This window comes from Burkholderia sp. AU18528 (assembly GCF_002223215.2).
In the GTDB taxonomy this organism is placed as follows: Bacteria; Pseudomonadota; Gammaproteobacteria; order Burkholderiales; family Burkholderiaceae; genus Burkholderia; species Burkholderia semiarida.
In genome coordinates this window covers 380,498-400,936 of the sequence record NZ_NKFC02000005.1, presented here as the reverse complement: position 1 = coordinate 400,936, position 20,439 = coordinate 380,498, and the positions used below count along the sequence as shown (strand labels likewise).

Here is a 20,439-nt window from a genome sequence, read left to right as displayed (position 1 = left end):
CCAGATTTGAATGACGAACGCGCGGCGCATGCGCCGCCTGCAACGGCGGCGCGCCGCGCAAGACCGCTCAGGTCACCGCGCCGCGTTCGGCGAATTCGGGCGCCTTCCACGCATCGGTGGCGAGGATGTCGCGCAGCGTCTCGACCGCATCCCACACGTCGGCGAAGCGCGTATAGAGCGGCGTGAAGCCGAAGCGCAGCACGTACGGCTCGCGGTAGTCGCCGATCACGCCGCGCGCGATCAGCGCCTGCATGACCTCGTAGCCGTGCGGATGCTCGAAGCTCGCCTGCGAGCCGCGCTGGTGATGCGCGCGCGGCGTGACGAGCTTCAGCGACAGGCCCGCGCAGCGCGCTTCGACGAGCGCGATGAACGCGTCGGTCAGCGCGAGCGACTTGCGGCGGATCGCATCCATGTCGGTCTGCAGGAACACGTCGAGCCCGCATTCGACCATCGACATCGACACGATCGGCTGCGTGCCGCACAGGAAGCGCGCGATGCCCGGATCCGGCGCGAAGCCCGGCTGCATCGCGAACGGCGCGCGATGGCCCCACCAGCCCGACAGCGGCTGCGAGAAATGCGCGAGGTGACGCTGCGGCACCCACACGAACGCGGGTGAGCCGGGGCCGCCGTTCAGGTACTTGTACGTGCAGCCGACCGCGCCGTCCGCGCGTGCGCCGTTCAGGTCGACCGGCACCGCGCCGGCCGAGTGCGCGAGATCCCACAGCATCAGCGCGCCCGCGTCGTGCACGAGCTGCGTGACGGCCGGCATGTCGTGCATGTAGCCGGTGCGGTAGTTCACGTGCGTGATCATCGCGACGGCCGTGTCCGCGCCGAGCGCGCCGGGCAGGTCGGCCGGATCGTCGATCAGGCGCAGCTCGTAGCCGCCGCCGAGCTGTTCGATCAGCCCCTGCGCGATATAGAGGTCAGTCGGGAAGTTCGAGCGCTCCGACACGATCACGCGGCGCTCGGGCGCGCGCTCGGCCTGGTGGCGCAGCATCGCCGACAGCAGCTTGAACAGGTTGATCGAGATCGTGTCGGTCACGACCGTTTCGCCGGGCGCGCCGCCGATCAGCGTCGCGAGCTTGTCGCCGAGGCGGCGCGGCAGCGCGAACCAGCCGGCCGTGTTCCAGCTGCGGATCAGGCCGTCGCCCCATTCGGCGCCGATCACCTGCTGCGCGCGGGCGGCCGACGCGCGCGGCTGCGCGCCGAGCGAATTGCCGTCGAGGTAGATCACGCCGTCGGGCAGCGAGAACTGGTCGCGCAGCGGGGCCAGCGGGTCGTCGCGGTCGAGCGCGAGCGCGTCTTCACGGGTCTTGATCATCATGATGTGGGGTCGTAGGTCGGGGTAGTCAGGCGGCGCGTGCGGGCAGCGCGCGCAGCACCGCGCGCACGGGGCTCGCGTCGAGCGTCGCGAATTTCAGCGGCAGCGCGATCAATTCGTAGTCGCCGGGCGGCACGTCGTCGAGCACGATGCCTTCGAGGATCGCCATCCGGTGCGCGCGCACACGATGATGCGCATCCATCGTCTTCGATTCCTGCGGGTCGAGCGACGGCGTGTCGATGCCGATCAGCTTGACGCCATGCACGGCGAGCAGATCGACGGTGTCGGGCGCGACCGCGCAGAAATGGCTGTCCCATCGTTCGACCGCGGCGCGCGCATATGTGCGCAGCAGCACGCGCGGCGGCACGCCGTCGAGCGCGGCCGCGATATCGGCCGGCCGCACGACGGGCGCCGCGCCGATGCAATGGATCACGCGGCATGCGCCGAGATAGGTGTCGAGCGGCACCGCGCCGATCGGCGCGCCGTCGGCGTCGTAGTGCAGCGGCGCGTCGCAGTGCGCGCCCGTGTGCGGCGACAGCGTCAGGCGCGCGACGTTGACCGGCGAACCGGCCTCCATCCGCCACACGCGCTCGACGGAAACCGGCGTATCGCCCGGCCACACGGGGGTGGCGGGGCTGACGGGCGGCGAGATGTCCCAGAGTGTGTCCATGGCATGACGAATCGTGAATCGATGCATCGAATGATAGGTGGACGCTCGCAGAAAGTGCTTGCGAAATAAACATGGACAATCCGCCGGATTGGCAGATAATTCGACTCAGAGGGAAAACGGGGACCAAAAATGCACGCGATCACGCTCGATGCCACCGACTGCCGGATTCTGGCGGTATTGCAGGAGGAGGGCAGAATCAGCAATCTCGACCTGGCCGAACGCATTTCGCTTTCGCCATCCGCCTGCCTGCGCCGCATGCGCCTGCTCGAGGAGCAGGGCGTGATCGAGCACTATCGCGCGTGCCTGAGCCGCGAGAAGCTCGGCTTCGAGCTCGAGGCGTTCGTGCAGGTGTCGATGCGCAACGAAGAGAATCAATGGCACGAGCGCTTCGCGGAAGCGCTGCGCGAATGGCCGGAGGTGGTCGGCGCGTTCGTCGTGACGGGCGAGAGCCACTATCTGCTGCGCGTGCTCGCGCACAACCTCAAGCACTATTCGGATTTCGTGCTGAACCGCCTGTACAAGGCGCCGGGCGTGATGGACATCCGTTCGAACATCGTGCTGCAGACGCTGAAGGACGAAGCCGGCGCGCCGGTCGGCCTCGCGCGCACGGGGGCGATCAAAGCGGTGTGAGGCCGTGGAAGCCGCCGCCGTGGAACACGAGCGGCGGGGCGGCGTCCGATACGGCGCGCACGCCGCAGCGCTCCACTTCGCCGACGAAGATCACGTGGTCGCCTTCGTCGTAGCGGCTGCGGTTGTGGCATTCGAACCACGCGAGCGCGCCGTCGAGCACGGGCATCCCCGAGTTGCCGGCCGCGTGCGCGATCCCTTCGAAGCGGTCGCCCTTGTAGGTCGAAAAGCGCTTGCACAGGTCGAGCTGCGACGCCGCGAGCACGTTCACCACGTAATGGCTGTTGCCGCGGAACACTGGCGTCGACGCCGATTTGTGCGCGAGGCTCCACAGCACGAGCGGCGGATCGAGCGAAACCGAATTGAACGAGCTGGCGGTGATGCCGATCAACTGGCCGGACGGCGCCTGCGTCGTGATCACCGTCACGCCCGTCGCGAACTGGCCGAGCGCCTGCCGGAAGGCGGCCGCGTCGAAATCCGGCGGATTGGCGTGGCTCATCGGGCAACCATCCGGAACGGGACGGGCGGGCGCGACACGACACGGGCGTGACGGGCGCGGCGGACGAAAGACGACGAGGCGGTAGATTGGGAACGGGTGCGCATGGCCCGATTTTAGCGGAATCGGGGCCGCCGGGCCCGGTCGGGCGGCGCATCGCGGGGGCAGGGTGACGTAGCGAACACTGCGGCGCGCGGCCCGCACGGCCGTTCTGTCACGTTTTTGGCGGCGGCGCCGGGACGGCCGGCTTCACGTCGCGCAGCCGCCATCGTCGCCTGGGCTGCCCGGCGCGGCGCCGAACAGCCGGCAACGTCGCCCGCGCGCTATCGCGCCGCCGCCAGCCCGAGCGACAGCGCCCCCGTCACGATCAGGCTCGACGCCCACACCGTGTCGAGATTGAACCAGCTCCGCGACACGAACTTCAGCCCGAGATAGCGGTACACGAGCCATGCGAGCCCGCCGCCGGCGGCGATCATCGCGGCCGCGTGCACGGCCGCGACGACGAGCGCCATCCCGAGATGCGCATCGACGAGCATCGCCGCCGCGCGGTGGCCGGCATCGCGGTCGAGCCCGCAGAGGCCGAGGTAGATCGGCACGAGCATCAGCCCCGCGCCGTGCGCGAGCGCGACCGCGAACGACCACAGGCCGAGCCGCGCCGGCGGAATCCGCGCGAGCGCCCGCGGATGCCGGCGCCGGATCAGCAGCACCGCGCCGAAGCCGATCACGAGCGCGCTCGCGCCGATCCGGATCGCCGTTTGCCACGCGAGCAGTGCGGCGAGCAGCCCGAACGGCAGCATCACCGCGAAGACGGCGAGCGCATGACCGAGCGCGAGATAGCCGAGCGCCGCGACGAGCGCGCCGCCGCGGCGCGTCATCAGCGCGTTCGACACCGCGAGCGGCCAGCCCATCGCCGGGTTGAGCCCGTGATAGACGCCGCTCGCGAGCACGGCCGCCCACAGCGCGAACGGCGCATGAAGCCCGGCGCTCAACGCTTGACCGACGGATAGCAGAACGAGTCGGTCGAGCAGTCTCCGCCTTCGAGCCGGATCTGGTGCGCGCGATAGCCGTCGGGGAATTCGACCCAGTAGTCGTCGGCGAGCGTCAGCCCGCCGTCCGGCCCCGCGTGCGCGAGCACCTGCGCGGCCGGCACGCCGTCCGGATAGAACTGGTCGTCCCACGTCGAATAGAGCGAGTTGGTCCAGTACACGCGCCGGCCGTCGCGGCTGATCTCGACCATCTGCGGGCCGCCCGCGAACGTGCGGCCGTTCGAGTGCGGCGCACGGCGCGCGATGCCGCCGATGCGCACCGACCCGGCGAGCACCGGGTGGTGCGGGTCCGACACGTCGTACTGGCGCATCTCGCCGGTGCCCCAGCACGACACGTACAGGAAGCGATCGTCGAGCGACAGGTCGATGTCGGTCACGAGCGGCGGCACCGCGCCGAATCCTTGCAGCAGCGGCGGCAACTCGTCGGCCGCCGCCGGCTCGGCCGGGATCGTCGCGGTCTTCTTCACATGGAACTTGCCGCCTTCGCGCCACCAGGTCCAGATCGAGCCTTCGAGATTGGTCGTATCGACCACGACGCCGACGAATCCGTACTCGCGCACCGGGTCGTGCGCGGGCCGCACCTCGAGCGCCATCTGGTGCTGCGCGCCGAGATCGATCGTCTGCACGTTGCGTCGCGCGCGCAGATCCCAGAAATGCAGCCGGTGCCCGTACTTGTTCGCGAGCAGATCCTCGGGGACGATCCCGTTCTCGAATTGCGGCGGCAGCGCCCATTCGCTCGACACCATGTAGTCGCGCGGCAGGTTCCACCAGAAGTCGTAGTGCTTGTCCTGCGGGCCGCGGTCGATTTCCCAACGGCCGAGCACGTCGAAGGTTTCGCAATCCATGATGAAGATGCCGGGCGCGCCGTCGGTGCCGTCCTTGCCCGCCCCGCCGAGCGTGCTCACGTAGATGCCCTCGGGGCCGCAATGCACGGTGTGCGGCCGCGAATAGCCGGTTTTCGCGAAGATCTCGTCGGGCTCGATGATCTTGTGGATGCGCGCCTGCGTCGGATGCGGCTTCGTGTCGATCACGTAGATGCGCGACGAGCGCAGGCCGGGGATGATCAGGAAGCGGCGCTCGAGGAACGCATGGCCGGTGAGCGGCGACAGCGACGACGAGCACGCATTCCAGCCGAAATGGTGAAACTCGTCGCCGGTGTTCGGCATCGTCACCGTATGCACGATCTTGCCGTACGTCGACGAACCGGGCTTCACGTCGATCACGGCGAGCGCGTCGGGTCTGGAAAAATCGGGGCTCAGCAACAACGTATAGGCAAACTCTTCCGCCGGCGCCTGCATCGCAAGCTCGGGCGAAGCGTGAAACGTCGGGTCAGGCCGCATGCTCATGGTGGTGTCTCTCGAAGGTGTCGGATCGTGGACGCACGGCCGTTCGTTGCGGACGTGCGGACTGCGGTGGCCGCGCGGCGCGCATCATGCCGGCGGAGCGAGCGGCAGGCGAATGCAACGCGTCGGCGATGCGCGCGATGCCGTGCATCAGGTCGTGAAAGCGGGAAAAGGCGACGGGTTGCCACGCGGCGCGCTCCGTGAAACGGGCACGCGCCACCGCGACGGTGCGATTGACGTAGCGGCGAGCGGGGCCGCGACGCAGGCGATGTCTGTTAAGGCGTGCATATCGATGTTCCGGCAGATGGTGTTGGCATCGGGGTCGGGCATGCATCGGACGCTGGGTTGACGCGGCGGGGTGACCGCCGCGTGCGCGTGCCTAGTGTAGACGAGAAATACGCTGCCGGTCGCGTGCCACGCCTGGCCGATCTGCCAGTTTCGCGCGCGAGTGAGATACTTGCCGGAGTGCCGCCGCGTCCCGCACCGCGGGCCGGCAGCGGCGATGCGAAACCGTGGCAGTCGGCACGCGTGTGCCGGCTGCCATCATCCACGAGAGGCTGATTTCATGGGGAACGAAATGCTTGAAACCGCGACGCTCGGAGGCGGGTGTTTCTGGTGCACGGAGGCCGTGTTTCTCGACGTCGACGGCGTGACGGCCGTCCAGTCGGGTTACGCGGGCGGTCATACGCGCAATCCGGGCTATCGCGACATCTGCGAAGGCGACACGGGCCACGCGGAAGTCGTCAATGTGACGTTCGACCCGGCGCGCATCGGTTATCGCGAGATCCTCGAGATTTTTTTCGCGACGCACGATCCGACCCAGTTGAACCGGCAGGGCAACGACGTCGGCACGCAGTACCGGTCGGTCGTGTTCACGCACTCGGATGCGCAGCGCGATACGGCGCTCGACGTGATCCGCGAGCTCGAGCGCGAACAGGTGTTCGGCCAGCCGATCGTCACGCAGGTCGTGCCGCTCGACGGCAACTACTGGCCGGCCGAGGACTATCATCAGAACTATTACGCGCGCAACCCGGGGCAGGGCTATTGCTCGGTCGTGATCGGGCCGAAGCTCGCGAAATTCCGGCAGAAGTTCTCGCACCGGCTGAAGTCGCTGCGCGGCGCCTGAGCGTCGGCCGCGGCAACCGGCGTCACGCCGCCTCGTTGCGCCACTGCGCGCACGCGGCGGCGATTTCGCGTGCGAGTGCGAGGCACGACAGCGGTGCCGAGCCTTCCGCCTTGTTGTTGATCGTGATGATCACCGGCTGCCCGGCCAGCGCGTAGCGCGCGGCCAGTTCGGCGAGCGCCGAACGCGTGGCCGGATCCTCGTCGACGAGCTTGTCGAACGGCTCGTATTTCGCTTTCGCCTGCTCGTACTTGAAGCCGCCGTGCAGGCTCCAGCGCACGATCAGCGGGCCCGGCGCGTCGCCATCGAGCAGCGCGAGCGCGGCGGCCTGGCGCAGCGGGTCGGGCATCCGCGCGTGCAGGCCGACGCAGTAGCGCACGCCGAGCGCGGCCAGTGCGCGGATGAAGCGCGGCGTGAGCAGGCTCGCGTCGCGGATCTCGATCGCGTAGCGCGTGCCGTCGGCGTCCGGCGGCAACGGCGGCAGCGCCGCGAAGAACGCGGCGAGCCGGTCGATCAGCGCGGCCGGCTGCGCGAGCAGTTGATCGGGCAGCGGCGAGAACTGGAACACGAGCACGCCGGCTTTCCGGCCGAGCCCGTCGAGGCACGGCTGGACGAATTCGCGGGTCGCGAGCGGCGCATCGAGGAACGTCGGGTTCGGCCCGGACGGTTCGCCGCGCCGGCCGCGGATCACCGCGTCGGTCACCGCGGCCGGCGCCTTCACGACGAAGCGGAAATCGTCGGGCACCTGCTGCGCGTAGCGCAGGTAGTCGGCCACCGACAGCGGGCCGTAGAACGACCGGTCGAGGCTCACGCTTTTCAGCAGCGGATGCGCGCCGTACGCTTCGAGCCCTTCGCGCGACAGCTTCGTCTGCGCGAAGTCGCCGTCGTAGACGATGCCGTTCCAGCCGGGGAAATACCACGACGACGTGCCGAGCCGCACGTTCGGCGGCAGGCCGGCCGCGACTTCGGCGACGTCCGCCGAGATCGGCGCGGGCAGCACGCCGCGCTTGCGGCGGCCTTTCTTTGGCGGGGCCGCCGGCGAGGGCGGCTCATCCCACAGCAGGCCGGACGACGGGGCGGGGGCGTCTTCGGCGGCGGGGCGGGCGGTCGTACGGGCGGGCGGCGCCGGTCGAGGGTCTTTCGCTGCGTCCGGCGTCACGGGCTCGTCGGGGCTGACGGAGTGGTCGCCGTCCGCCGGCGACGTGCGTGCGGCGTCCGTCGGCACGCCGAACAGGTCGAACTGCCCGTCGGCGTGCGACTCGTCGGCGTCGTCGTGCCGCTGTCGTTGCGGCGGCGCCCTGCGCCGCGTCCTGCCGTCACCCATGCATGCCCAGCGTGATGCGCCGCCTAGCGCGGCAGCGCGTGTTCGTACATATAGCGCCGCGACCACGGCAGCGTTTTCGCGCTGCGCCCGGCCTTGCGGCACACGATCTGGAAGATCGACACGTCGTCGTGCTCGAACGCGTACGCGCAGCCGGCGAGATACACGCGCCAGATGCGGAATTTTTCGTCGTCGACGAGCTTTCGCGCTTCCTCGGCTTTCGCCTCGAAGTTTTCCGTCCAGATGTCGAGCGTGCGCGCATAGTGCCGGCGCAGGCTTTCGACGTCAACCGCCTCGAGCCCGCCGCGCTGCGCCGCTTCGAGCGCGAGGCTGATGTGCGGGAGCTCGCCGTCCGGGAACACGTAGCGGTCGATGAATTCGCCGCCGCCGAGCGCGGTTTCGCCGCTTTCCGCGTCGGTCGACGTGATCCCGTGGTTCATCGCGATGCCGTCGTCGGTCAGCAGCTCGCGGATGCGCGAGAAATAGAGCGGCAGGTTCTTGCGCCCGACGTGCTCGAACATCCCGACGCTCGTGATGCGGTCGAACTGGCCTTCGATCTCGCGGTAATCCTGCAGACGAATCTCGATCCTGTCTTCCAGCCCCGCCGCCTTCACGCGCGCGGTCGCGAGGTCGAACTGGTTCTGCGACAGCGTCACGCCGAGACACGTCGCGCCGAACTTCTGCGCGGCGCGCAGCACGAGCGCGCCCCAGCCGCAGCCGATGTCGAGCAGGCGCTGGCCGGGCTGCAGCTGGATCTTCGTCAGGATGTGGTCGATCTTCTTGATCTGCGCGGTGGCGAGATCCTCGTCGCCGTTCTCGAAGTACGCGCACGAGTACACCATGTTCTCGTCGAGCCACAGCTTGTAGAACTCGTTCGAGACGTCGTAGTGGTACTGGATCGCCTTCTTGTCGGTGCTCTTCGTGTGATTGAAGTAGCGCTTCACGCGTGCGAGCTTGCTCGCGCTCGTCACGGTGCTGCGCGCGAGCGAGTAGCCGATGTTGATGATGTCCGACAGCTTGCCTTCGATGTCGATCTTGCCCTTCACGTATGCCTCGCCGAGATTGTCGAGGCTCGGTTCGAGCAGCAGCGGCAGCGCCGACGCGCTGTTCACCTTCAGCGTGACCTGCGGCGCGCTGAAGGTGCCGAAATCGAGTTGATCGCCGTTCCACAGCACGAGGCGCGCCGGTATGTTCGCTTTCGCCCGTACTTCGTCCGCCCACTGTGCCAGCTTCTTTTCCCAGAACATTTGGATTCTCCGTTTGTTCGTTGAATCGAATACAGCCAAGTATCTTGACCGGCGCCCGCCGCGTGCGGCGCGGGCGCCCGGATGCAACCCGGAACACGACCGGCATGCGCCGGCGCCGCGCTTACGGCGACAGGCGCGAGATCGTCCAGCCCGACGCCGCCGCGGTGTCGCGCGTATAGAGCAGGCGGTCGTGCAGCCGCGACGGGCGCCCCTGCCAGAACTCGATCGCGTCGGGCACGAGTCGGTAGCCGCCCCAGTGCGGCGGGCGCGGCGGGTTGTCGCCATAGCGTTCGCCGACGGCCTTTTCGCGCGCTTCGAGCGTCGCGCGGCTGTCGATCACGGTGCTCTGGTCCGACGCCCACGCGCCGATGCGCGAGCCGAGCGGGCGCGACGCGAAATAGCGGTCGCTTTCTTCCGCGCTGGTTTTCTCGATCCGGCCTTCGATGCGTACCTGGCGCTCGAGCTCGATCCAATAGAACAGCAGCGCGGCGTGTGGATGCACGGCCAGATCGTGCCCCTTGCGGCTTTCGTAATTGGTGAAGAAGACGAACCCGCGTTCGTCGACGCCCTTGATGAGCACGATCCGGGCCGACGGCCGACCGTCGGCGCCGACGGTCGCGAGCGTCATCGTGTTCGGCTCGGGCAGCTTGGCGGCGAGCGCCTCCTTGAACCAGCGATCGAACTGGGCGAAGGGGTCGGGGGCGGCATCGGCTTCGTCGAGCGAAGCGCGCGAATAGTTGATCCGAAGATCGGCGAGAGTCGTCATGTTATGCAAACGCTTCAATCTGGGGCCAGTATAGCGAACGCGCGAGAATCGTGCGTGCGCGGTGGCGCGTGCGAGCGGGGGAGTTCAGGCAGAATAGAGGGCTGCACGACTTACGTTTTCCTTGCTGCCATGTCCGCCGCCGACGCTGCCCCGCCCAGTTCTTCCGATCTTACCCCGACCCCGGAAATCCAGCTTGACGTGGATCGCGCGCGGCGTTTCGGCGGCGTCGCGCGCCTGTACGGCGCGCCGGCGGCCGCCGCGTTCGAGCGGGCGCACGTCGCGGTGATCGGGATCGGCGGCGTCGGGTCGTGGGTGGCCGAGGCGCTCGCGCGCAACGCGGTCGGCACGTTGACGCTGATCGATCTCGACAACGTCGCGGAAAGCAACACGAACCGGCAGATCCATGCGCTCGACGGCAATTACGGCAAGCCGAAGGTCGACGCGATGGCCGAGCGCATCGCGCTGATCGATCCCGCATGCCGCGTGAACCGCGTCGAGGATTTCGTCGAGCCCGACAATTTCGACGCGCTGCTCGGCGGCGGCTTCGACTACGTGATCGATGCGATCGACAGCGTGCGCACGAAGGTCGCGCTGATCGCGTGGTGCGTCGCGAAACGGCAGCCGTTGATCGTCGTCGGCGGCGCGGGCGGGCAGCTCGACCCGACGCGCATTCGCATCGACGATCTCGCGCTGACGATTCAGGATCCGCTGCTGTCGAAGGTCCGCGCGCAGTTGCGCAAGCAGCACGGCTTTCCGCGCGGGCCGAAGGCGCGCTTCAAGGTCAGCGCCGTGTATTCGGACGAGCCGCTGATCTATCCGGAAGCGGCGGCCTGCGACATCGAGGACGGCGCCGAGCCGTCCGCGGCCGCGCATGTCGCGGGGCTCAACTGTGCGGGCTTCGGTTCGAGCGTGTGCGTGACCGCGAGCTTCGGTTTCGCGGCGGCCGCGCATGCGCTGCGGGCGATCGCGGCACGGGCGGCCGGCTGAGCGTGCGGCGCGCGGGCACGCAAGGACGATGCCGCGGCGCGGGCGACGTGCCGCGAGCGATAGGCCGATGCGGCCGGCCCGTGGCGGCCCGGCCGGTCGCGCGTCGGGTCAGTTGAGCGCCATGCTCAGCTTGCGTCGCCACGCGGCGACGAGGTCGGGGCGATCGCCGGCCAGTTCGAACACCGAGATCATCGTGCGGCGGCCGAGATCGTCGCCGTACGCGCGATCGCGCGTCACGATTTCCAGCAACTGTTCCAGCGCCCCTTCGTACGCGCGCCGCGCGATCAGGCTCTGCGCGAGGTCGAAGCGCGCGTCGAGATCGGCCGGGTTCGCCGCGATGCGCGCCTCGAGCGCGTCGGTCGGCGGCAGGTCGGCCGTGGCGTCGAGCGCGTCGAAACGGGTCTTGATCGCCTGGTAGCGCGGGTCGCCGTTCTGCACGGTTTGCGGCGACAGGCGCTCGGTCTCCGCGCGTGCGGCATCGACTTCGTTGCGCGCGAGCAGCAGCTCGATCAGGTCGAGGCGCGCGTCGTCGTAGCCGGGGTTCAGCGCGAGCGCCGCTTCGAGGTGCGCGCGCGCATCGTCGAAGCGCTGTTCGGCCATCGCGTACTGCGCGGCGCGGCGTTCGGCTTCCTCGGGGGCCGGCAGCAGGCGGTCGAGGAACGCGCGCAACTGCCCTTCGGGCAGCACGCCGACGAACTGGTCGACCGGCCGCCCGTCGGCGAACGCGATCACGTGCGGGATGCTGCGCGTCTGGAAGTGCGCGGCGAGCTCCTGGTTCTCGTCGACGTTGACCTTCACGAGCTTCCAGCGGCCTGCGTAGTCGGCTTCGAGCTTTTCCAGCAGCGGGCCGAGCGTCTTGCAGGGGCCGCACCACGGCGCCCAGAAGTCGACCAGCACGGGCGTGTCCAGCGACGCCTCGATGACGTCTTTCTCGAATGTGGCAAGCGTGGTGTCCATGGCGTTCTCTTCCGTTCGAATATCGTCAGGGTGGGGGCGGTGCGCCGCTTTTTCAACGCGGCTTCGCTTCGGGCAGCGCAATCCATTCGGTCTCGCCGGGCACCTTGCCCATCTCCTGGCGCGTCCACGCCGCTTTCGCGCGTTCGATCGCGTCGCGGCTGCTCGCGACGAAATTCCACTCGATGAAGCGTTCGCCGTCCATCCGGTCGCCGCCGAGCAGCATCGCGCGCGCGCCGCTGCCGCTCGTCAGCGTGACGCTCGCGCCCGGCGCGAGCACGGCCATCCGTTCGGCCGGCACCGGCGCGCCGTCGATCGCGAGCTCCCCGTCGACCACGTACACCGCGCGCTCCTCGTGCGACGCATCGAGTTCGAGCCGGCCGCCGGCCGCGAATTCGGCCGCGACGTACAGCGTGCGCGAGAACGTCGTCACGGGCGAGCGCAGCCCGAACGCGTCGCCGGCGATCACCGTCAGCGCCACGCCGTCTTCGTCGCGCTTGGGCAGCGTGTCGGCCGCGTGGTGCTCGAACGACGGCTCGGTCGTCTCGTGCGCTTTCGGCAGCGCGACCCAGGTCTGGATCCCGTGCACGGTGTGGCCGCTCGCGCGTTGCGCGTCGGGCGTGCGCTCCGAGTGGACGATCCCGCGGCCGGCCGTCATCCAGTTCACGTCGCCCGGCACGATTTCCTGCCGCGAGCCGAGGCTGTCGCGGTGCAGGATCGCGCCGTCGAACAGATAGGTGACCGTCGCGAGCCCGATGTGCGGATGCGGGCGCACGTCGAGCCCCGTGCCGGCCGGCAGCATGGCGGGCCCCATGTGATCGAAGAAGATGAACGGGCCGACGAGGCGTGCGGCGAGCGCGGGCAGTGTGCGGCGCACCTGCAGGTTGCCGATGTCGCGCACGTGCGGCTTCAGCAAGGCTTTGATCGAGTCGGTCATGGCGGGCCTCGTGGGGAACGGCTGGATTGCCGGTCATTGTACTGGCGGCACGGCGGCGCGCGTGACGCAGCGCGAAACGCGCGCGGCGCGATGCGGCCGTGGCGGGCACGCATCGTGCGGTGTCCACCGCGTCGCGCCAGCCGCTGCGCCCGCTGCCGATTCCATGCGCGCCGCGCGGGTATCCGGCGCGGCGGCGAAACCCGGTAGACTGACCGGCTTCACAACGACGATTCGACAATCGAGGAGACGCCGATGATGGCCCCGAAGGATCTGCTGCTCGCGCTGGTCGTGATTCTGGCGTGGGGCGTGAACTTCGTCGTGATCAAGGTCGGCCTGCATGGCATGCCGCCGATGCTGCTCGGCGCGCTGCGCTTCACGCTCGCGGCCGTGCCGGCGGTCTTCTTCGTGCGCCGGCCGCAGATTTCGTGGCGGCTGCTGGTGCTGTACGGCGCGACGATCCAGCTTGGCCAGTTCGTGTTCCTGTTCACCGGCATGTACGTCGGCATGCCGGCCGGCCTCGCGTCGCTCGTGCTGCAGTCGCAGGCGTTCTTCACGCTGGTGTTCGCGATGCTGTTCCTCGGCGAGCGGCTGCGCGTGCAGAACCTGATCGGGCTCGCGATCGCCGCGGGCGGCCTCGTCGTGATCGCCGCGCAGGGCGGCCGTGCGATGACGCTCGCGGGCTTCCTGCTGACGATCTGCTCGGCCGCGATGTGGGCCTTCGGCAATATCGTCACGAAGAAGGTCGGGAAGGCGAACCTCGTGTCGCTCGTCGTGTGGGCGAGCCTCGTGCCGCCCGTGCCGTTCTTCCTGCTGTCGTTGTGGTTCGAGGGGCCGCGGCGGATCGCGACCGCGCTCGCCGGGCTCGACGGCGCGTCGATCTTCGCGGTCGTCTATCTGGCGTTCGTCGCGACGCTGCTCGGCTACGGGCTGTGGAGCCGCCTGCTGTCGCGCTATCCGGCCGCGCAGGTCGCGCAGTTCTCGCTGCTGGTGCCGATCGTCGGGCTCGCGTCGTCGGCGCTGCTGCTCGACGAGCATCTGACGCAAGCGCAGCTGATCGGCGCCGCGCTCGTGATGGGCGGGCTCGCAGTGAACGTGTTCGGCGGGAAACTGCTGAGCCGCTTCGCGGCATCGTCGTGACGCGCCGGCACGCGCTGCGTGCCGGCGGCAGGGAACGGATGGCGCTCAGGCCATCCGGCTCTTCGCGAGCGGCGGATTCGCGGCGAAATACCGCTTGATGCCGCGGAAGATCGCGTCGGCCATCTCGTCGCGATAGCTGTCGTCGTTGAGCCGGCGCTCTTCGTCCGGGTTGCTGATGAACGCGGTCTCGACGAGGATCGACGGGATGTCGGGCGCCTTCAGCACCGCGAACCCGGCCTGCTCGACCGAGCCCTTGTGCAGCTTGTTGATGCCGCCCACTTCCTTCAGCACGTAGTTGCCGTAGCGCAGCGAATCGCGGATCTGCGCGGTCGTCGACATGTCGAACAGCGCGCGGCTGACTGCCGCGTCCTGGGTCTTGATGTTGATGCCGCCGATCAGGTCGGACGAGTTTTCCTTGTTCGCGAGCCAGCGCGCCGCCGCGCTCGACGCGCCGTGGTCGGACAGCGCGAACACCGACGAGCCGCGCGCGGACGGCGTCGTGAACGCGTCCGCGTGGATCGACACGAACAGATCCGCGCCGACGCGGCGCGCCTTCTGCACGCGCACGTTCAGCGGCACGAAGAAATCGGCGTCGCGCGTCATCATCGCGCGCATGTTCGGGGCGGCGTCGATCTTCGCGCGCAGCTTCTTCGCGATGTCGAGCGCGATGTGCTTCTCGTACGTGCCGTTGCCGCCGATCGCGCCCGGATCCTCGCCGCCGTGGCCCGGGTCGATCGCGACCGTCAGCAGGCGCACGGTGCCGCCCTTGCCCGATTTCGGTGCGGTGAACTTGTAGGTGTCGCCGTCGTCGTCGCTGTCGTCGCGGCGCGCGATGACGGGCGGCGGCTTGACGGCCGGCTTCGCGGGCGTCGACGGCGTGCCGGCGGCCGGCGGCGTGTGCGGCGCGGCCGGCGTGTTCTGCGCGAAACGCTGGAAGAATGCGTCGCTGTTGTCGCCCGCGGCGGGCGGCGGGGTGCCCGGGCCGGCCAGCGTGGACGGCGGCTGCATCTGCTGCGCGCGCGCGGTGTCGTTGAGCGCCTGTTCCTTGCGTTCCGTCTGTGCGATCAGGTCGGACAGCGGATCGGGCGCGACGGCCGGGTACAGGTCGAACACGAGCCGGTACTTGTAAGTGCCGACGGGCGGCAGCGTGAACACCTGCGGCTTCACCGAGCCTTTCAGGTCGAACACCATCCGCACGACGTGCGGCTGATACTGGCCGACGCGCACCGACTGGATCTGCGGATCGTTCGGCGCGATCTTCGAGACGAGGTCGCGCAGCGCCTGGTCGAGGTCGAGGCCGTTCAGGTCGACGACGAGACGGTCGGGGCCCTGCAGCAGTTGTTGGCTATTCTGCAGCGGCTGGTCGGATTCGATCGTGACGCGCGTGTAATCGCGTGCGGGCCACACGCGCACGCCGAGCACCGACGACGCGTGCGCGAGCCGCGGCGCGACGAGACCGAGCACCAGCGTCGACGCCCCCGCGCGCAGGATCTGACGGCGCCGCCAGTTGTGCGTCGCGGTGGCCGCCGATTCGATCGAGCGGAACGGTTTGATCAACATCTTTCGAGACATGCGTTTCCTGAAGCGCTGTACGCCCGGACGGTGAGGACGCGGCCGTCGCCGTCCACGTCGAGCGAGAAAACCAGATCGGGCACGCCGAGCAGGGCGCCCGCCTGTTGCGGCCATTCGACGAGGCAGATCGCGCTGGAATTGAAATATTCGCGAAAGCCTGCGTCCGACCATTCGGCCGGATCGTTGAATCGATACAGATCGAAGTGATAGACCTCGAGTTCCCCGTCGCTGCGTTCGAGCGCGTACGGCTCGACGAGCGTATAGGTCGGGCTGCGCACGCGCCCCTGGTGGCCGAGGCCGCGCAGGATCGCGCGCACGAGGGTCGTCTTGCCCGCGCCGAGATCGCCGACCAGCTGGATCTGCAGCCCGTCGAACGCGTGGGCGCGGTCGAGCGCGATGCGCGCGGCGTCGAGCGCGTGCGCGAAGCGGGTGCCGAAGGCCTCGGTTGCCGCTTCGTCGGCGAGCGCGATCACGCGCTCCGCGAGCGGGGCGGGCAGCATGGCGTGAGGCGGTTGGCTGGGCGTGGCTGGCATTCTCGTAAAATAGTGCGATGAACCGACTACCGGAACGCGCCGCATCCGACAGGCCTTCGACTCGTGCCGAAGGCGCGGCGCCGTGCGCGCTCGACGATGCGGCGTTGACTGCGCTCGCCGCTCGCATCAGGGCGTGGGGGCGCGAATTGGGTTTCGGGGCGATCGGCATCAGCGACACCGATCTCTCGGATGCCGAAGCAGGCCTCGCCGCCTGGCTGGAAGCCGGTTACCACGGCGAAATGGATTATATGGCGAAACATGGGATGAAACGCGCGCGGCCGGCCGAACTTGTGGCCGGTACGCGACGCGTGATCTCCGTGCGGCTCGCCTATTTACCGGCCCAAACGCTGGCTGACGACGGGCCCGGCGCGCTCGTGCCGCACGATTGGCGCGCGCGCGAACGCGCACGGCTCGACGATCCGCAGGCGGCCGTCGTGTCGATCTATGCACGCGGCCGCGACTATCACAAGGTGCTGCGCAACAGGCTGCAGACGCTCGCGGAGCGCATCGAGCACGAGATCGGCGGGTTCGGCTACCGCGTGTTCACCGATTCGGCGCCCGTGCTCGAAGTCGAACTCGCGCAGAAGGCCGGGGTCGGCTGGCGCGGCAAGCACACGCTGCTGCTGCAGCGCGATGCCGGCTCGCTGTTCTTTCTCGGCGAGATCTACGTCGACCTGCCGCTGCCGACCGACGCGCGCACGTCGCCCGACACCGCGCCCGAGACGCCCGGCGCGCACTGCGGCAGTTGCACGCGCTGTATCGACGCATGCCCGACCGGCGCGATCGTCGAGCCGTACCGCGTCGATGCGCGCCGCTGCATCTCGTACCTGACGATCGAACTGAAAGGCAGCATCCCCGAGCCGCTGCGGCCGCTGATCGGCAATCGCGTGTACGGCTGCGACGACTGCCAGCTCGTGTGTCCGTGGAACAAGTTCGCGCAGGCCGCGCCCGTCGCCGATTTCGACGTGCGGCACGGCCTCGACCGCGCGACGCTCGTCGAGCTGTTCGCGTGGGACGCGGGCACGTTCGATACGCGGATGCAGGGCAGCGCGATCCGGCGCATCGGCTACGAAAGCTGGCTGCGCAATCTCGCGGTCGGGCTCGGCAATGCGCTGCGCGCGGGCGCGGACCGGCTCTCGCCGGCGGCGCGCGACGCGATCGTCGCCGCGCTGCGCGCGCGGGCCGACGATCCGTCGCCGGTCGTGCGCGAGCATGTCGAATGGGCGCTGCGAGCCGCGTGAAGGCGGCGTAAAGTGTCGTCGGCGCGCGGGCAGGGCCGCGCGCATCCCCCGGTCAGGAGAAGGCAATGTTCAACGCAGTGATCGACGCGCCGTTCGGCAAGGTCGGCATCCGCACGGATGCCGCGGTGGTGCGCGAGATCGTCTATCTGCCCGAGTCGATGAAGGCAGTCGAACCGGATTCGGCGCTCGCGAAGCGCGCGGTCCAGCAGATCGAACGTTATTTCGAGCGCGCGTCCGCGCGCTTCGACCTGCCGCTCGCCGACGTCGGCAGCGCATTCCAGCATCGCGTGTGGGACGTGATCAGCGACATCCCGCCCGGGACGGTGCTGACCTACGGCCAGGTCGCGAAGCGGATCGGCAGCGCGCCGCGCGCGGTCGGCCAGGCGTGCGGCGCGAACTACTTCCCGCTCGTGATTCCGTGCCATCGCGTCGTCGCGGCGGGCGGCCTCGGCGGGTTCGCGAACCACGACGACAACGGCTATTACCAGCGAGTGAAGCGCTGGCTGCTCGCGCACGAGGGCGTGCCATACCGATGAGCGAACCGATGATTTCCCCCACGGCCGACGACGATGCCGTCGCGGCATCGCCCGCGCTGCTCGCGAGCCGCGCGTCGATCGACGTGTTCTGCGATGCGCTGTGGCTCGAACACGGGCTCGCGCGCAACACGCTCGACGCGTACCGGCGCGATCTGGTGCTGTTTTCCCAGTGGCTGGCCGCGACGTACGACGCGCCGCTCGACGCGGCCGACGAGGCGATGGTGACGGGCTACATCGCCGCACGCAGCGACGGCAAGGCGACGTCGTCGAACCGGCGGCTGTCCGTATTTCGTCGCTATTACGGCTGGGCCGTGCGCGAGCATCGCGCGAGCGCCGACCCGACGCTGCGGATCACGTCCGCGAAACAGGGCGCGCGGTTCCCGTCGACGTTGTCCGAGGCGCAGGTCGAGGCGCTGCTCGGCGCGCCCGACATCGGCACACCGCTCGGCCTGCGCGATCGCACGATGCTCGAGCTGATGTACGCGAGCGGGCTGCGCGTGAGCGAACTCGTGACGCTGAAGACGGTCGAGGTCGGACTCAACGAAGGCGTCGTGCGGGTGATGGGCAAGGGCTCGAAGGAGCGGCTCGTGCCGTTCGGCGAAGTCGCGCACGGTTGGATCGAACGCTACCTGCGCGACGCGCGGCCGGCATTGCTCGGCGCGCGCGCGGCCGACGCGCTGTTCGTGACCGCGCGCGGCGACGGGATGACGCGCCAGCAGTTCTGGAACATCATCAAGCGTCACGCGCAGCAGGCCGACGTGCGCGCGCACCTGTCGCCGCACACGCTGCGGCACGCGTTCGCGACGCACCTGCTGAATCACGGCGCCGACCTGCGCGTCGTGCAATTGCTGCTCGGCCACAGCGACATCTCGACCACGCAGATCTATACGCACGTCGCGCGCGAGCGGCTGAAGACGCTGCATGCGGAGCACCACCCGCGCGGGTGACGCGCGGCGCGCGTGCATTCGCGCGGCGCGGGCTGCGACCCGAACCCGCGATGCGCGCGGCGGCTGCGTCAGACCAGCTCGCGCAGCCGGTGCTTGAGCACCTTGCCGGTCGATGCGGCCGGCAGCGCATCGAGCACGCGGATGTGCGCGGGGCGTTTGTAAGCCGTGAGCCGCTCCGCGCACCACGCATGCAATGCCGCCTCGTCCGCCGCCGCGCCCGGCACCAGCTCGACGAACGCGAGCACTTCCTCGTTGCCGTCGATCGCCCGGCCGATCACGGCCGCCTGCACGACGTCCGGATGCGCGTTCAGCACCTGCTCGACCTCGACCGGATACACGTTGAAGCCCGAGCGGATGATCAGCTCCTTGCTGCGGCCCACGATCGTCACCGCGCCGTCCGCGCCCTGCCGCGCGAGATCGCCGGTGCTCAGCCAGCCGTCCGGCGACACGGCCGCGCGCGTCGCGTCCGCGTTGCGGTAGTAGCCGAGCATCACGTTCGGCCCGCGCACGCGAATCTCGCCGACTTCGCCCGGCGGCACGTCGGTGCCGTCCGGCGCGACGATCCGCATGTCGACGCCCGGAATCGGTACGCCGACCGAGCTGTCTGTGCGCGGCGCGTCGAGCGGCGTCTGCGTGATCGTCGGGCTGCTTTCGGTCATCCCGTATCCGTTGTGCAGCGGCACGCCGTACAGGCGCTCGACGCGCGCCTTCAGATTCGCATCGAGCGGCGAGCCGCCCGAATACGCGAAGCGCAGCCGCGGCGCGCGCCAGGCATGGCCGTGCGTGTGCACGTGTTCGAGCAGCTTCGCGTGCATCGCCGGCACGCCCTGGAAGATCGTGACGCCTTCGTCGGCGAGCGCGATGCGCACGGCTTCCGGCGAGAAGCGCGGCGCGAGCCGCAGCGTCGCGCCCGCGTAGAGGCTGCCCAGGCACACCGACGCGAGCCCGTACACGTGCGACACGGGCAGCACCGTGTAGACGACGTCGTCGGGCGACACGCGGCGCAGCATGCTCGACGTCGCCGCGATGAACAGCAGATTGCGGTGCGACAGCATCACGCCTTTCGGCGTACCGGTCGTGCCGGTCGTGTAGATCAGCGCCGCGCATTGCGCGGCGCCGTCGGCGGCCACCGGTTCGGCCGGCGCGCCCGCATCGACCCGATACGACCACGCACCGATGTCGACCGGCAGCGCACCGGCGGGCGTCGCCCCGAGCCGCCCTGCATGGGCGCGCGCATCGGCCGATGCGTCGCTCGTGAACGCGATCAGCTTCGGCCGCGCGTGCGCGGCGATCGCATCGAGCTCGGCGGCCGACAGCCGCGCGTTCGACACGAGCGCCCAGGCGTCGATGCGCGCGGCCGCGAACAGCAGCACGATCTGCGCGACGCAGTTCTCCGCGACGATCATCACGCGGTCGCCGCCTTGCACGCCGAGGCCCGCCAGCCGTGCGGCCGCCGCGTCGACGGCCCGCGCCAGCTCGCCGTACGACAGCCGGCGCGCATCCTCGATCAGCGCCGGATGCGCGGGCGACCGCGCGGACCGGTGCGCCGGCACGTCGGCAATCCGACGCGGCAGCGCGGCGAGCAGCGCATCGACGTCGAGCGATTCGGATGCACGGATGGGCGAGGACATGGCG

At 69.5% G+C, this 20,439-nt stretch carries 21 protein-coding genes; 8 read left to right on the top strand and 13 right to left on the bottom strand.

Features of this window, described 5'->3' with window-relative positions; translation table 11 throughout:
• Window positions 1-67: 67 nt before the first annotated feature.
• Complete coding sequence (gene kynU / locus CFB52_RS13480; protein ID WP_264163014.1) at window positions 68-1,321, bottom strand: kynureninase; 1,254 nt, start codon at window positions 1,319-1,321, stop codon at window positions 68-70.
• 28 nt (window positions 1,322-1,349) lie between these two features.
• Window positions 1,350-1,991, bottom strand: a complete 642-nt coding sequence (gene kynB, locus CFB52_RS13475; protein WP_099316761.1) for an arylformamidase — start codon at window positions 1,989-1,991, stop codon at window positions 1,350-1,352.
• A 129-nt stretch (window positions 1,992-2,120) separates the two neighbouring features.
• Here kynB and CFB52_RS13470 point away from each other — a divergent pair, with 129 nt between their 5' ends.
• Window positions 2,121-2,621, top strand: a complete 501-nt coding sequence (locus tag CFB52_RS13470) for an Lrp/AsnC family transcriptional regulator (protein WP_006477992.1) — start codon at window positions 2,121-2,123, stop codon at window positions 2,619-2,621.
• Here CFB52_RS13470 and CFB52_RS13465 read toward each other — a convergent pair.
• From CFB52_RS13465 to CFB52_RS13455, 3 genes are all read right to left on the bottom strand, one after another.
• The gene (locus CFB52_RS13465; RefSeq protein ID WP_099316760.1) at window positions 2,608-3,117 is read right to left on the bottom strand and encodes a flavin reductase family protein; all 510 of its coding nucleotides are present in this window, start codon (window positions 3,115-3,117) and stop codon (window positions 2,608-2,610) included. The genes CFB52_RS13470 and CFB52_RS13465 overlap by 14 nt on opposite strands.
• A 320-nt stretch (window positions 3,118-3,437) precedes the next feature.
• Window positions 3,438-4,103 carry a hypothetical protein gene (locus CFB52_RS13460; RefSeq protein WP_099316759.1) on the bottom strand — a complete coding sequence of 222 codons (666 nt, stop codon included), beginning with the start codon at window positions 4,101-4,103 and terminating at the stop codon, window positions 3,438-3,440.
• Window positions 4,100-5,506: a selenium-binding protein SBP56-related protein gene (locus tag CFB52_RS13455; protein WP_059721409.1), complete on the bottom strand. Its 1,407-nt coding sequence runs from the start codon at window positions 5,504-5,506 to the stop codon at window positions 4,100-4,102. The genes CFB52_RS13460 and CFB52_RS13455 overlap by 4 nt, the downstream gene beginning before the upstream one ends.
• A 112-nt stretch (window positions 5,507-5,618) precedes the next feature.
• Here CFB52_RS13455 and CFB52_RS35055 point away from each other — a divergent pair, with 112 nt between their 5' ends.
• A complete protein-coding gene (locus CFB52_RS35055; RefSeq protein ID WP_226094298.1) occupies window positions 5,619-5,852 on the top strand; it encodes a hypothetical protein in 234 nt (77 codons plus the stop codon).
• A 216-nt stretch (window positions 5,853-6,068) separates the two neighbouring features.
• Window positions 6,069-6,629, top strand: coding sequence for a peptide-methionine (S)-S-oxide reductase MsrA (gene msrA, locus CFB52_RS13445; RefSeq protein ID WP_059578436.1), 561 nt, complete (start codon window positions 6,069-6,071; stop codon window positions 6,627-6,629).
• Between the two features lie 22 nt (window positions 6,630-6,651).
• Here msrA and CFB52_RS13440 read toward each other — a convergent pair whose 3' ends face one another.
• The 3 genes from CFB52_RS13440 to pdxH form a co-directional block, all read right to left on the bottom strand.
• Window positions 6,652-7,950, bottom strand: a complete 1,299-nt coding sequence (locus tag CFB52_RS13440) for a DUF72 domain-containing protein (RefSeq protein WP_099316758.1) — start codon at window positions 7,948-7,950, stop codon at window positions 6,652-6,654.
• 23 nt (window positions 7,951-7,973) lie between these two features.
• Window positions 7,974-9,194 (bottom strand): cyclopropane-fatty-acyl-phospholipid synthase family protein, encoded by a 1,221-nt coding sequence (locus CFB52_RS13435; protein ID WP_059609116.1) that lies wholly within the window; start codon window positions 9,192-9,194, stop codon window positions 7,974-7,976.
• A gap of 121 nt (window positions 9,195-9,315) precedes the next feature.
• Window positions 9,316-9,960 (bottom strand): pyridoxamine 5'-phosphate oxidase, encoded by a 645-nt coding sequence (gene pdxH, locus CFB52_RS13430; RefSeq protein ID WP_059644820.1) that lies wholly within the window; start codon window positions 9,958-9,960, stop codon window positions 9,316-9,318.
• 129 nt (window positions 9,961-10,089) lie between these two features.
• Between pdxH and CFB52_RS13425 the strand changes: the two genes are divergently transcribed.
• Window positions 10,090-10,947 (top strand): ThiF family adenylyltransferase, encoded by an 858-nt coding sequence (locus CFB52_RS13425; RefSeq protein ID WP_059578424.1) that lies wholly within the window; start codon window positions 10,090-10,092, stop codon window positions 10,945-10,947.
• A 108-nt stretch (window positions 10,948-11,055) separates the two neighbouring features.
• On the opposite strand, the gene trxA is transcribed toward CFB52_RS13425, so the two are convergent.
• Together trxA and CFB52_RS13415 are read right to left on the bottom strand one after the other, a co-directional pair.
• The gene (trxA, locus tag CFB52_RS13420) at window positions 11,056-11,904 is read right to left on the bottom strand and encodes a thioredoxin (protein WP_059578420.1); all 849 of its coding nucleotides are present in this window, start codon (window positions 11,902-11,904) and stop codon (window positions 11,056-11,058) included.
• Window positions 11,905-11,956: 52 nt separating this feature from the next.
• Window positions 11,957-12,838, bottom strand: coding sequence for a pirin family protein (locus CFB52_RS13415; protein WP_059578417.1), 882 nt, complete (start codon window positions 12,836-12,838; stop codon window positions 11,957-11,959).
• A gap of 255 nt (window positions 12,839-13,093) precedes the next feature.
• On the opposite strand from CFB52_RS13415, the gene CFB52_RS13410 reads away from it, so the two are divergent.
• Window positions 13,094-13,975 carry an EamA family transporter gene (locus CFB52_RS13410; protein WP_179231749.1) on the top strand — a complete coding sequence of 294 codons (882 nt, stop codon included), beginning with the start codon at window positions 13,094-13,096 and terminating at the stop codon, window positions 13,973-13,975.
• Between the two features lie 45 nt (window positions 13,976-14,020).
• Here CFB52_RS13410 and CFB52_RS13405 read toward each other — a convergent pair whose 3' ends face one another.
• Both CFB52_RS13405 and tsaE read right to left on the bottom strand, forming a co-directional pair.
• On the bottom strand, window positions 14,021-15,547 hold the full coding sequence (locus CFB52_RS13405; protein ID WP_099316757.1) for an N-acetylmuramoyl-L-alanine amidase: 1,527 nt from the start codon (window positions 15,545-15,547) through the stop codon (window positions 14,021-14,023).
• A complete protein-coding gene (tsaE, locus tag CFB52_RS13400; protein WP_059578407.1) occupies window positions 15,529-16,080 on the bottom strand; it encodes a tRNA (adenosine(37)-N6)-threonylcarbamoyltransferase complex ATPase subunit type 1 TsaE in 552 nt (183 codons plus the stop codon). Before tsaE ends, CFB52_RS13405 begins: the two co-directional genes overlap by 19 nt.
• Before the next feature lie 17 nt (window positions 16,081-16,097).
• Here tsaE and queG point away from each other — a divergent pair, with 17 nt between their 5' ends.
• The 3 genes from queG (at window position 16,098) to xerD (ending at window position 18,804) form a co-directional block, all read left to right on the top strand.
• Window positions 16,098-17,321 (top strand): tRNA epoxyqueuosine(34) reductase QueG, encoded by a 1,224-nt coding sequence (gene queG / locus CFB52_RS13395; RefSeq protein ID WP_099316756.1) that lies wholly within the window; start codon window positions 16,098-16,100, stop codon window positions 17,319-17,321.
• Between the two features lie 65 nt (window positions 17,322-17,386).
• Window positions 17,387-17,857, top strand: a complete 471-nt coding sequence (locus CFB52_RS13390; RefSeq protein WP_059578402.1) for a methylated-DNA--[protein]-cysteine S-methyltransferase — start codon at window positions 17,387-17,389, stop codon at window positions 17,855-17,857.
• A complete protein-coding gene (gene xerD, locus CFB52_RS13385) occupies window positions 17,854-18,804 on the top strand; it encodes a site-specific tyrosine recombinase XerD (protein WP_099316755.1) in 951 nt (316 codons plus the stop codon). The genes CFB52_RS13390 and xerD overlap by 4 nt, the downstream gene beginning before the upstream one ends.
• A gap of 68 nt (window positions 18,805-18,872) precedes the next feature.
• Here xerD and CFB52_RS13380 read toward each other — a convergent pair whose 3' ends face one another.
• Window positions 18,873-20,435: a class I adenylate-forming enzyme family protein gene (locus tag CFB52_RS13380; protein WP_099316754.1), complete on the bottom strand. Its 1,563-nt coding sequence runs from the start codon at window positions 20,433-20,435 to the stop codon at window positions 18,873-18,875.
• Window positions 20,436-20,439 lie beyond the last annotated feature (4 nt).